Here is a 12672-nt window from a genome sequence, read left to right on the forward strand (position 1 = left end):
CAACCATGGCACGAGTACGACTCGAGAACGTCACGAAACGCTACGAAGACGTCACGGCAGTCGACGACGTCAGCCTCGACATCGAAGACGGCGAGTTCGTCACCTTCGTCGGCCCCTCCGGTTGTGGCAAGTCGACGACAATGGAGACAGTCGCGGGTCTGACGAAACCCACAGACGGGAAGGTGTACATCGGTGACGACGACGTTACCACGCTCGCACCGAAGGACCGCGGCGTCGCGATGGTCTTCCAGAACATCGCCCTCTTCCCCCACATGGACGTCTTCGAGAACATCTCCTTCGGGCTTCGCCTGCGCAAGTACGACGACGAGGAGATCGAACGCCGCGTCGAGCAAGCAGCCGACATCGTCCAACTCGAGGGCATGCTCGAGCGGATGCCAGACGAGATGTCCGGTGGCCAACGCCAGCGGGTGGCAATCGCCCGCGCGATCGTTCGCAATCCGGACGTCTTCTTGATGGACGAACCGCTGGCCAATCTCGACGCCAAACTCCGGGTGCACATGCGGACGGAACTCCAGCGTCTTCACCGACAACTGGGGACGACGATCATCTACGTGACCCACGATCAGGCCGAGGCGATGACCATGTCCGATCGGATCGCCGTTTTGAACGCGGGGAAACTTCAGCAGATCGCCCCCCCACTCGAGTGTTACAACGAACCCGCAAACCGGTTCGTCGCGGGCTTTATCGGCTCGCCGTCGATGAACTTCGTCGACGGCGAACTCGAGGAAGACGGCCTCCAAACGCCGAACTTCCACGTCAACCTCGATCCCGAGACGCTCCCGGGCGCAACCGTCGGTGACGCAGTGACACTCGGCGTCCGGCCAGAAGACATCCACCTCAGTGAGTTTGCGGACACGATCCACCACTCGACGGCACCGATCGACGCTCGGACCGACGTCCTCGAGCCCATGGGTGATGAAGTGTTCGTCTATCTATTGCTCGCAGAAACGTCGTCGCAGTCGATGGCAGAGGACCCAACGTCGTCGTCGGACCAACTGTTGATGAGCGTGACACCGGATACGGAGGTGTCCGTCGAACAGGACGTGAACATCGTGCTCGATCGATCGAAGATTCACCTCTTCGAGACGGAAACTGGTGACGCACTCGTTCACGGACTCGTCGACCACTCCGAACGGGAGCCGGGGACCACGACTCGAGAGGCAGATAGCTGAACCGGCGAGCGACGAACGCGGCCAATGGACAGTCGCCAACGGAGCAAAGAGGGTCGAGCCCCTAATTTGATATAGCGATATTGGATATATCGAGGGATCGGCCACACCGAGGCTAGGACAATGACACTGGATCGAAACGACGTACGAACAGGGATCATCGGACTGGGAAACATCGGCCAGTACCACGCAGAGCGACTCGTCGATCTCGGTATTCCGCTGGTCGGCGGCATGGACGTCGCTCCGGACGCGCGGTCTCGATTCGCCCGCCGATACGACGTGGACGTCTACGAAGACCACCAGGAACTCTACGATACAATCGACGCGGTCATCATCACGACACCGAACAAGTACCACGAGGAGTACGCCATCGATGCCTTCGACCGCGACCTCCACGTCCTCCTCGAGAAACCACTCGCTCACTCGCTCGAGAGTGCAGAGCGAATCGCAGCGGCTGCAGGTGAGTCGGACGGCCACTGCATGGTGGGATTCAACAACCGATTCGCAAACGCGGTCCAGATCGTCCACAATCGAATCGCTCGCGGTGAACTCGGGGAAATTACGCACATCGAGGCGAACTACGTCCGTCGGCGAGGAATCCCGGGGAGAGGTTCGTGGTTCACCAGACGCAAGATTGCAGGTGGCGGGGCGCTCATCGATCTCGGCGTCCACGCCGTTGACCTCGCGCTGTTCTTACTCGACTATCCAGATCTCACAGAGGTCACCGGCGTTGCCCGCGGTGAGTTCGGCGCGAGCGACGAGTACGCGTACCTCGAGATGTGGGGTGAAGACGCCGGACCCGCAGGATTCGACGTCGACGACTCCGCGAGCGCGTTCGTTCGGTGTAGGGGGAATCGAACGATCTCGCTCGAGGTCGCCTGGGCGACGAATCGCCCGGCAAACCACGAGTTCGTCGTCCGAGGCACCGAGTCAGCTGCACGCTTTGACTTACTCGAGGGTGATCTGTCCGTTCACTCGGCGAGTACGACAGGCCCCGACCACCTCGAGAATACGACGATCGAAACGCGCCAGAACGACACCCATTCGGCGGAGCAACGCGCATTTTTCGAGGGTATTCGTCGTGACGACCCGCCTGAACACAGTATCGAACAGGCGCTGGCCGTCCAGGAGGTCATCGAGGCGATCTATCGCTCGAGTGAAGCGGGGAAAACGATCGCCGTCGAAGAGTGAGTTCGTGGCCAAGAACAGACCGACAACCGGAGTAGATTTCACACCGATCGCACAATCATCGTAGGTAGGATCGGGTGCGCACTGCCTTCAGTGCCAGCTAACTGGTGTCTCACTGAGAGCGTTGGTTCGTGCCCGTAGCTGTTTCCGGTTTTTCGTGTGTCACATGCAAGTGTGCGCTTTTGGGGGCAAACGGTGGTAGACGTCAGTATGAACGTGAAACGATCGCTCGTTCTCGAGGTGAACAGATACGAGGTCCCCGTCGGAGAACCCGTCGTCGTTCGCGTCACGTCGGGCAACCGTCCGATCGAGGGCGCGATCGTCGAGGCCGGTTCGAAACGGGTCAGAACCGACGCCGGTGGGTGGTGTGAAGTGACGTTTCACTCGCCCGGATTCTGGAAAATTATCGCGGCCAAATCGCCGACGGATACCACCACGTACAAACCCGTATCGACCCTCGTTCGAACCTTGCCACGCACCTCGACGAGGCGAAAAGCACGACCGACCGATCCACTTCGACTGTAACTCGAGACGTGCCGTCTCGATTGCCGGCCATCGTTTTATTTTACCGGCCGTCGACCGTCGTCTCGTATGAATATCGGTGTCCACACCCCGCCGCTGGCCGACGAATCGCTCGAGGGTGCACTCGGGTATCTCTCGGATATCGGCGTCGACGCGATCGAACCGGGAGTCGGCGGCCATCCCGGGGAAGATCACCTGTCGCGAGCGGATCACCTCGACGACGAGGACGCCCAACAGGTCGTTCGAACCAAACTCGAGGAGTACGGAATAGAGATCAGCGCACTCGCTACGCACAACAATCCGTTACACCCCGACGACGAACGCGCCGACGCCGCCGATACCGAACTCCGTGAAGCGATCGTCCTCGCCGACCAACTCGAGGTCGACGTCGTCACCTGTTTTTCCGGCCTCCCCGCCGGCGGCCCCAACGACGAGGTGCCAAACTGGATTACGGCACCCTGGCCGCCAGAACACGAGCGCGCACTCGAGTATCAGTGGGAACAGGCGACTGCGTACTGGCAAGACCTCGCTGCACACGCGGATGACCACGGCGTCGACGTCGCGATCGAGATGCACCCGAACATGCTGGTCTATGAACCCCACGGGATGGCGAAACTCCGCGACGAGACAAACGAGCGAATCGGCGCGAACTTCGACCCGTCGCACCTCTACTGGCAGGGAATCACGATTACGGACGCTATTCGATACCTCGCCGAACGCGATGCGATCCACCACGTCCACGCGAAGGATACGAAAATCTACCAGGCCCAAGCCCGAGAAAAGGGTGTGCTCGATACCACGGCCTACGACGACGAACCCAATCGCTCGTGGCTCTTTCGATCGGTCGGCTACGGACACGGCGAATCTCACTGGAAGGATATCGTCTCGACGCTTCGTATGGTCGACTACGACGGCACGCTCAGCATCGAACACGAAGACTCGCTGACGAGTTCGCGAGAGGGCCTCGAGAAGGCGGTCGACCTCCTCGAGCGTGCGATATTCGAGACGGAACCCGGTGAGGCCCACTGGGCCGAGTGAGTCACTGCTGATGTCGATCGCGCGGATTCCGCGAATTATTCGTTGGTTCCGCTAACCGAGTCCAATCGAGTCTCGAAGAATCGACGAACCGAGTCGACGATGCCGTCGACGGTGTAGTTGACGCCGATGTAGACGCTCACGAGTGCGAGGATGGTGCCGGCGACGACGTCAGCGAACCAGTGTATTCCCAGGTACATCGTCGAAAGCGCGACGCTGACCGCGAGGAAACCGGAGACCGGAACCCACAGCGGATACTTCCGGCGCGTTACCCACGCGAGGAAGAAGACGGTCATCGACAGCGAGGTGTGCAACGACGGGAAAACGTTCGTGCTCTGATTCACTTCGGTCGTGAGCGCCCCCGACTGTGGGAAGACGTCGTACAACAATGGCTCGAATGTGGTTGGATCGATGTTGCGCGGTCCATACGCCACGAAGAGTGTATAGAAGAGCAACCCAATCGCGTAGTTCGCGGTAAACGCGAGGATGAGCGTCGAGAGGTCGTCCATCTCCTCGAGTGCAAAATACGCGAGAAACGGGAACAACAACAAGAACGCGTAGCCGTAGATGTAGATGAAGACGAAAAACGCCGTCACCAGATCCGTCTGGACCGACTGGACCATAACGACGGGGTCCGTTCCGAACACCGTCTGATCGAACTCGAAGAGATAGGGTGTGATATTGTTCTGGAGGACGCGACGCTCGAGCAACTGCACGATATCCTGTGTCGACCAGCGCAAGAGTAAGACGGCAGCCAACGCGACAAACGGCAAGAGGCAGGCCTCGAGGCGCCACCGGAACCCTCGTATCGCATCGAGCAGGTTTCGGGGACCGATAATAACGAGTATCCCGGTGACGAGCATCGCCGCCACGACGAGCGAGAGTTCGAACAGTACTGAGAGGAGCGCCATTCGGGTCTACGTAGAGATAGAGACTCCGAGTCATTAACTCTTTCATGGGTATCGGTGTGGATGGCCGATACGTTCCACTGTAGAACAATTGCTCGTCGTCGACAGACGGATAGTTACCGACGTAGCCCCAACCAGCGGGGTTGTCGACAGTCAACAAGAGAACTCAACAGTGAGCGGGAGAATGCAAGTGAGAACGACGCAGTCTCCCACACGCGACCGACCGGAACTACTTGAGCAATACGCCGTCGTCGTGATCACTTGAGCAATACACCGTCGTCGTAGCTGTACCCGATATCTTCGAACAGCGACCGAGTTTGAGCGGTATCGATCGATCCTGCAGACCCCGGAAAGTTCAACACATCCGGGGTGAGCGAGTCGAGTTCGTCATCGTCGTCGAAGTCGGCGTTGTGCATGCCGACGAGTTTGGCCGGCGTCGTCGCTGGATCCCCGAAGTCGTTGAAAACGTCTTCGACGGTCGTCTCGCGATCGATCAAGCGCGAACAGATACGCCGGAAGTTTGGATTCGCAAGCTCGTCGTGTTGGTTGTTGTATCCAACCATATAGAACGACTCCGAGGAATTCATCGCCGTCGTCACATCACTCGTCCCCTGGACGTCGCCGACGCGCTCGGGCGGAAGTTCACTCGCTGTGATATCGATTTCACCGTCGAAGAGGGTTTCAACCATCGTCCCCGGTTTCGACACGATATCGAATCGCAGCCCACCGAAATGTGAGAAGTTCTCGAGCACCGATGGTCGGTCCTCACTCTCGTAGAAGACGTGCGCTTCGAACGGTTCGAGAAGGACTTCGTTGTCCTCCGTCGCCTCTTCGAATGCGAACAATCCTGAGCCGATCGGTTCCTCGTTGTCGCTTGCGAGTACCTCAGTCTGGCGATTAGCGATAATTTCTGATCGATCGGCCCAGATGTGCTCTGGGAGGAGTGGCATCGTAAACACGCGTCTGGCTACGTCCCGTGACACCTCTCCGAATGATATCGAAATCGAGTCTGGCGCGTACACGTCAGTCGATTCGACGAGCAGTTGTTGATCTCGATAGATTGGAGCAGGAATCGCACTCTCAGCGTCGCCGAGCGACGTATCTTCGATGAGTTCGAGCGTGAACGCCACGTCGTCTGCGTCGATCGATTCACCGTCGTGCCACTCGAGGCCGTCACGGAGCGTGACGTCGGCGCGAAGTCCGTTATCGTCGTCCCATTCGACGTCCGCAGCCAGCCACAGCACGTACTCGTCTTCGAACTGGCGAACTAACGGATCGTACAGCAAATCCAACACCCCGTCGATTCGGTTCCGATCGACGGTGAGTGGGTTCAGTCGTTGAGTCAAATTTTCTCCAAAAACGCCCAACTCTACCCGACCATCCAGTGATCCGTTGTTCTCGTCTGAGAGGAGGTCGACGTAACTCGGGATGTCTCGTGGCGGCGTCGCAGCCTCGAGACTGGACTGGACGCCGCTGATTCGGTACGGATGTGCGACCACCGTGTAGGGCACTGCTTCCAACAGGAACTCGACGAGATCGACGAGTTCTGTCGGACGGTCGTCGTTCGACGCCTCGCGTTGTCGTTCGAGGAGGTCGTCGACAGTGAGGTCAGCGAATTGGAACGGGTTCTGCCATCCCCGTTCGCTGACGAACTGCGAATGTAACAACCCATACAGCGAGTCGTGCTCGTCGAACCCGCGGTGACGAACGACGAACACGTCGTAATCGTGCTCGAGGAGGACCTCACGGTGGAGTTCTGCCTTCGCGATTGGGTGGTGGGAGGCGTCGATCCCAGCCTCGGTGAAGTTTTCACGGAGCCGGTTCGCAATGGTTGCGGCGAGTGGGTCGTCGTCTGCCGGGACGGTTTTGATCGACATCGTCACTTGATCCGGACCGGTCGTTTCCGCTTGGGACCAGAGTCGATCGAAGCAGCCTGCGAGAGAGCTCACAGCGGCCACACTCCCGCCAGCAATGAGCCCTCGTCGCGTCGTCGGCAGCGCGCCCCCTTCCATACGAGCGAGGGTACGCTACCGTTGCGTATAGGACTTACTCTCGAATCGACATTTCGCCGAGACGATTAGCTCACGTGTCGCGGAACACTCGAGAGGATTGCTCCATCTCGCAGTTTGATCTCGAGAATCCGGACCAGCCAACATCTAAGAAATAGAGAATGTAATGGGTTATTGACTCTTATTTATTCGAGTGTACTCGATCCATAACAATAGGAACGTCTGCCGATCGATCAACTGTGAGACGGCTACTGAAACGGTCGTTCGGCAGAGTAGTCGAACAATCTCGCCTCAGTAGCGGCCACGAATACACCCATGAAACTCGCACTCATTGGCTTTGGACAGGCAGGTGGAAAGGTCGTCGATCAATTTCTGGCGTACGATTCCGAGATTGGCGGCGGGTTCGTCGAGGACGCTATCGCGGTCAACACGGCGACGGCGGATCTCCACGGGCTCGAGAACGTCCCGGAGGATCGTCGTGTGCTCGTCGGCCAGGCACGAGTGAACGGTCACGGGGTCGGCGCCGACAACGAACTCGGTGCAGCGGTCACCGAAACGGACATCGACGAAATACAACACGCGGTCGATCAGGTGCCGACGCACGAACTCGACGCGTTCCTCGTCGTCGCCGGTCTGGGCGGTGGAACCGGGTCGGGTGGCGCACCCGTCCTCGCGAAACACCTCCGAACCATCTACACCCAACCCGTCTACGGGCTGGGTCTCCTCCCCGCGATGGACGAAGGCGGGATCTACACGCTCAACGCGGCACGCTCGTTCCAGACGTTCGTCCGGGAAGTCGATAACCTCCTCGTCTTCGACAACGACGTCTGGCGGAGTACGGGCGAGTCCGTCGGAGACGGCTACGACCGAATTAATCGTGAGATCGTCGAACGCTTCGGTCTCCTGTTCGCTTCGGGCGAAGTCTCAGACGGCGACGTGGTCGCAGAGAGCGTCGTCGATTCCTCCGAGATCATCAACACGCTCTCGAGTGGCGGCGTCTCGACGATCGGTTACGCAAGTGAATCCGTCGGAACGAGCGGCGATGGACTGCTTTCGTCGTTCACCGGGAGCACCGACGATTTCGACGAGGGGAACGCCACCAACCGGATGACGAGTCTCGTCCGAAAGGCGACGCTGGGTCGACTGACGCTCCCGTGTGACGTCGGGAGTGCAGACCGCGGTCTGGTCGTCGCCACGGGACCACCAGAGTACCTCAACCGAAAGGGCGTCGAACGCGGTCGGCAGTGGCTCGAGGACGAAACGGGGAGCATGGAGATTCGCGGGGGCGATTATCCGCGAGCGGACGACACCGACGTTGGAGCCGTCGTTCTCCTCTCGGGAGTGACGGACGTTCCGCGTGTCAAACAACTCCAACAGGTTGCTGTCGAGGCGAAAGAGACCACGGCAACCGTGCAGGCGAACGCCGAAGACGAGTTCGCAGCACTTGTCGATACGGGCGGCGAACTCGACGCACTCTTCTAACGCTCGAGAAGCGAATTCGAGGCTGAATTGCTCGAGACCATACTAGTAATTCGAGGCGCCAGCGTGGCCTTGTTCAGTCACAGTTAGCCCGTGACGCCGGAATCGTTCACTTCACCCAGCCATGGTTCGTTCACCTCCCCCTCTCGCGAACCCCTCCTGATGAACAGCGAGTGTGACCACCCGACGCAACCGAGATATCGATGATATCAAATTTTGTGTTATTCAAGGTATGGAGAGTATAACGAAACCCGATACGGTCGATCTGCCGACTATGGCACGGAAGAGTCAGCCGAATCGGGGCGGACGCGACTCACGCATCCGCCGATCACTTCGCGCCGTCTTCGCTCGAGATTCGGACCGAACGACCATCGAAGAGTGTCGTCAGTGCGGAACGACGTTGCAAACGTCGGCACCCTCGTGTCCGACTTGCGGTCGCGAGGAGATCGCCATCTACCACCTCGAGTGATCGGGTCTCTCGAGTAGCGTACTCACCTCGAGCCCCTCGGCGGCGCGCACACGAAGTGAGCCGTCACTGGTCTCGGGTGAGTTCCACTGGCAAGTCGTTCGTATCGATCGCCCCTCGACGGCCGTCTAGTAGTTCGAACGCCTCGCCGCGACGTTGCTCAAGCCACGCGAGCAGCCGTTCGGCCCACTCGAGTTTCCGGGCTTTCTGCCCATCGACCGTCGGATCGTCGAAATCCCAGCCGACGAACTCGAGGGTTGTGGCACCGAGGTGGTCAGCGAGGAAGGCTCCACGGTCCCCGTCGGTGAACCCGCCAACGTTGACGACAGGACCCCGTGGTGCAGCCTGCGTCGTCGGAAGCACGTATTCGTCGGTGCACGTCGGAATGACCTCGCGAATCAGCGGGATATTGTCTCCGTGAGCGTGGACTGCGACGGGAACGCCATCTTCCGTGAGACGTCGAACGGTACCCGGATTCTTATCGAGATCCGTCACCATACAGTCGACGGCGATGCCGTGGGCTGCGAGTCGATCGGTCGCTGTCGAGGCCCCAAAGACGACGTCGGCTCCCCGGATTCGCTCGAGCGCAGCACCGTCTTCGAGCGACGGTCCCGCCCCAGCGATGGCGACAGACGCACCCTCGACGCTCGAGAGTACGTCGAAATCGAACGCGCCAGTCATCGATCCCAGAAGATCCCGTGCTCGCTCGTCACCCTCACGACCGTACCCGAAATCCTCGAGAATCGCTTCGTACACGGGTTCCCACTCGTCGAACTCCATACTTCCTCTTGTGAAGTGGAGTCGTATCTGTATTGCGCACGCGATTTCTAGAAGCGAGAGGACGACGAACGAGACAGACGATTGGACGACGAACGACGATGTGACCTTGCGTTCACGACAGCCAGCACTCGACAGTTGGTTCTGTTTCAAAACGAAACAGTCACGCAAGAATACACAGACCGCTCGGGTGAAGATGTCACTGGCCGGTTGGAGCCACAATAATTCCGTGTTGTGGGCCGGGAGGTCGCCTCCGAAGTACCCCTACCCGGGAGGCCGCCCGGCGTCCACTCCATCCTTTCGAAGCATCAGGCATAAGCTTTCTCTTACCTAAGCACTGTCAGTAGTTGGTATCTGATACTGTCGAACGTGACGAATATCTGGAGAGAATACTCGAGCGCCGTGAATTCAGTCGAATCGGCCCGGCTTTGCTATACCATGGTTATTGGTACCACGAGTAACTGGCTTCCCTCATTGGGACTGCGTAGATCAGCCCTAAAGAGAAGAAGAAAGAAATCGATCGACACTCGTCTCGAGCACACGAATCAGTCCCGAGCACACGAATCGGCGAACGCATCACCAATCAATGCTGCATCCCTCGTTTCACCAACGTCGTGCGTTCGGACGATGTGTGCCCCACGATCGACGGCCATCGAGGTCGCCGCGAGGCTCACTGGTAGTCTGTCGTCGGTCTCCCTGTCGGCGATTTCACCGAGGAAGTTCTTCCGGTTGATCGAGACGAGCATCGGTCGCTCGAGCGACCGAAACTCTCGCAGGCGTCGGAACGTCTCTCGGTCGTTCTCGAGCGTTTGCGCCTCGCTCCACCCACCGAACGCCGGATCGATGATCGTCTTCTCGGTCAGACCGTTTTGTTTCAATGCCTCGTAAACCTGGTCGACGTAGTCAGCGTTTCCAGCCCACTCGCGTGACTTTCGTTGGGCCCAGTCGGTCTCTTCGACGGCACCGGGACGCTCGAGATCAGGCGGACTCGCCATTTTTGCAACGGCGACGTCGTACTCAGAACAGACGACCGGCATCTCCGGATCGGCGAAGCCGGCAATGTCGTTGACCATGTCGAACCCGCGTGAAATCGCCTCGTCGGCAACCTCGGCGTACCGAGTTTCGATCGAGAACACCGCATCCCCGCTGACGCTCTCGATCGTCTCGAGGGCAATATCCAGTCGCTCGAGTTCTTCCTCGGCCGAGAGCACGTCGAAGCGTTTGTTCGCAGACTCGAGTCCGATGTCGACGATATCGGCACCCTCGTCGATCAACGATTCGTCGACATATTGAGCGGCGTCACCGGGATCGTCGAACACGCTCGGATCGTACGGTGACTCCTCGCTGACGTTCAACACGCCCATAATCCGGGGCGGGTAATCGTCACCGATCCCGAGACCTGCTGCGTCGACAGCGTTCATACCACACACTGGGAAACAGAGCCTGATAGGTACGCCGGTCGCGAGTCCGGGCGGATTATTACGCTCTTTCCGAAGGGATGGTTGGGACGTGTAAGAGAGAGAAATTAGGACAGCGTGGGGGAGATACCTGTTACTCGCGACGGATTACTCGTCGCCGTCGTCCTCGAGGACAGCCAGTCGCGAATCTCGCAGGAGCACCTTTTTGACGATAGACGGATTCTCGAGGAGTCGGTGTTTCGCGTGCGCGCCTCGACCGCGCCCACGTCCCTCACGTTCGGATTGAATAACGTTGAGGAAGTTTTGTTCCTGGAGGATCTCCTGGACTCGCCGTTCGGAGAGGACATCGAAGTTGAGTTGACGAGCGATCGACTTGTACTGGTTGTAGATAATCTTCGTCGGGAACTCCTTTTCCGAACTGTTCTCGGTGAGCAGCGTCAGCGAGTACAAGATCGCCTTCGCCTGTTGTGGAGAGCCCTCGATCAATTCGTTGAACCTGTCGGCTTCGGTTTTCTCCTTTGCATCCCGGACGTGATCTGCGGTAACGCGCGTCGCGTTTTGTTTCTTTGCGATCCGACCCGCATTGCGCAGAATGTCGATCGCTTTCCTCGCGTCGCCGTGTTCCTGGGCCGCTAATGCGGCGGTCAGTGGAATCACGTCGTCAGAGAGGACACCATCGTGAAACGCGTCGCGGCGTTTCTCGAGGATTTCGACGAGTTGGTTGGCGTCGTAGGGTGAAAAGACGAGTTCGTCCCGTGAAAGACTCGATTTGACGCGCTCGGAGAGATGATCGGGGAAGTCAATCTTGTTCGAAATGCCAATAATACCGATACTCGAGTCCGAGATTCGTCGATTTTCGCCCGCTCGGGAGAGCTTTCGAAGGACTTCGTCGTTCTCGAGCATGTCGATTTCGTCTAGAATGACGATCGTGACGTCCGTGCAGTGGTCGATGGCCTCCCAGAGGCGTTTGTAGTAGTCACCGGTGCCGAGTCCGCGGTCGGGAACGGAGATGCCACTCGCTTCGGGTTCGTTGACTAGCTGGGCGATCGTTTTGATGACCGAGGCCTCCGTGTTCTGTTCGCCGCAGTCGATAAAGGCGTACTTGACGACGATGTCGTCACGGCCGGCTTCCGAGATGACACGTTGGGTCACCGATCGAGAAATGAGTGACTTTCCGGTTCCGGTCTTCCCGAAGATGAATAGATGGTTGGGTTCGCTGCCGAAGATTGCAGGGTTCAGGGCGTCTGCGACGCGTTGCATCTGTTCGTCGCGGCCGACGATGCGGTCGGGGCCGGGGAGGTGCGTAATCTCGAGCAATCGCTCGTCAGCAAAGACCGGATCGTCGTATTGAAAGAGCGGATCACGATCGTCGTTGGCGGACATTGCAGTACCTCGTGGCTTTCAACTGGATTGAAATAAACCTATGGACTTCGCTCGCGGATGTAAATATGGTGGGAACCCCTCTGAAAAGACTGTACGCGCGGGAGTGACGGTGAATCAGTAGATTGCCAGTATCGCGCTTCTAACACTGTGGTTCGATAGACGATCGGTATGCGAAACACCCCCACCCCCGTCGCGGATGTAACTGCGCCGACAGGGAGGGGTCGAGGAGAGATGAACGCTGACGGTGAGTGAAACGAGCGCTCCTACGAAGTGTACTCGATTTTTAGGAGCGGACAG

10 protein-coding genes and 1 pseudogene are annotated in these 12672 nt (G+C 58.7%); 6 read left to right on the top strand and 5 right to left on the bottom strand.

Annotation, left to right across the window (positions count from 1 at the left end):
- Positions 1 to 5: 5 nt before the first annotated feature.
- From BLW62_RS00105 to BLW62_RS00120, 4 genes are all read left to right on the top strand, one after another.
- Positions 6 to 1193, top strand: a complete 1188-nt coding sequence (locus tag BLW62_RS00105) for an ABC transporter ATP-binding protein (RefSeq protein ID WP_090503186.1) — start codon at positions 6 to 8, stop codon at positions 1191 to 1193.
- Positions 1194 to 1289: 96 nt separating this feature from the next.
- Positions 1290 to 2381: a Gfo/Idh/MocA family protein gene (locus BLW62_RS00110; protein WP_342706814.1), complete on the top strand. Its 1092-nt coding sequence runs from the start codon at positions 1290 to 1292 to the stop codon at positions 2379 to 2381.
- A 207-nt stretch (positions 2382 to 2588) separates the two neighbouring features.
- Positions 2589 to 2903, top strand: a complete 315-nt coding sequence (locus tag BLW62_RS00115; RefSeq protein ID WP_090503194.1) for a hypothetical protein — start codon at positions 2589 to 2591, stop codon at positions 2901 to 2903.
- A gap of 66 nt (positions 2904 to 2969) precedes the next feature.
- The gene (locus tag BLW62_RS00120) at positions 2970 to 3938 is read left to right on the top strand and encodes a sugar phosphate isomerase/epimerase family protein (RefSeq protein ID WP_090503199.1); all 969 of its coding nucleotides are present in this window, start codon (positions 2970 to 2972) and stop codon (positions 3936 to 3938) included.
- A gap of 35 nt (positions 3939 to 3973) precedes the next feature.
- Here BLW62_RS00120 and BLW62_RS00125 read toward each other — a convergent pair whose 3' ends face one another.
- Both BLW62_RS00125 and BLW62_RS00130 read right to left on the bottom strand, forming a co-directional pair.
- Entirely contained in the window at positions 3974 to 4846 is an 873-nt protein-coding gene (locus tag BLW62_RS00125; RefSeq protein WP_090503203.1) for a phosphatase PAP2 family protein, read from the bottom strand.
- A gap of 254 nt (positions 4847 to 5100) precedes the next feature.
- Positions 5101 to 6855, bottom strand: coding sequence for an ABC transporter substrate-binding protein (locus BLW62_RS00130; protein WP_090503207.1), 1755 nt, complete (start codon positions 6853 to 6855; stop codon positions 5101 to 5103).
- Between the two features lie 312 nt (positions 6856 to 7167).
- On the opposite strand from BLW62_RS00130, the gene BLW62_RS00135 reads away from it, so the two are divergent.
- On the top strand, positions 7168 to 8334 hold the full coding sequence (locus BLW62_RS00135) for a tubulin/FtsZ family protein (RefSeq protein ID WP_090503212.1): 1167 nt from the start codon (positions 7168 to 7170) through the stop codon (positions 8332 to 8334).
- Between the two features lie 271 nt (positions 8335 to 8605).
- Complete coding sequence (locus tag BLW62_RS00140; RefSeq protein WP_139305356.1) at positions 8606 to 8800, top strand: hypothetical protein; 195 nt, start codon at positions 8606 to 8608, stop codon at positions 8798 to 8800.
- A gap of 63 nt (positions 8801 to 8863) precedes the next feature.
- On the opposite strand, the gene BLW62_RS00145 is transcribed toward BLW62_RS00140, so the two are convergent.
- The 3 genes and pseudogenes from BLW62_RS00145 to BLW62_RS00155 form a co-directional block, all read right to left on the bottom strand.
- Positions 8864 to 9577 carry a 6-hydroxymethylpterin diphosphokinase MptE-like protein gene (locus tag BLW62_RS00145; protein ID WP_090503221.1) on the bottom strand — a complete coding sequence of 238 codons (714 nt, stop codon included), beginning with the start codon at positions 9575 to 9577 and terminating at the stop codon, positions 8864 to 8866.
- 560 nt (positions 9578 to 10137) lie between these two features.
- Positions 10138 to 10995, bottom strand: a pseudogene (gene folP / locus BLW62_RS00150) (dihydropteroate synthase); the annotation flags it as partial.
- A gap of 144 nt (positions 10996 to 11139) precedes the next feature.
- Positions 11140 to 12375 (bottom strand): Cdc6/Cdc18 family protein, encoded by a 1236-nt coding sequence (locus BLW62_RS00155; protein WP_076577792.1) that lies wholly within the window; start codon positions 12373 to 12375, stop codon positions 11140 to 11142.
- Between the last annotated feature and the right edge of the window lie 297 nt (positions 12376 to 12672).

The sequence above is a fragment of the Natronorubrum sediminis genome (assembly GCF_900108095.1).
GTDB classification, from domain to species: domain Archaea; phylum Halobacteriota; class Halobacteria; order Halobacteriales; family Natrialbaceae; genus Natronorubrum; species Natronorubrum sediminis.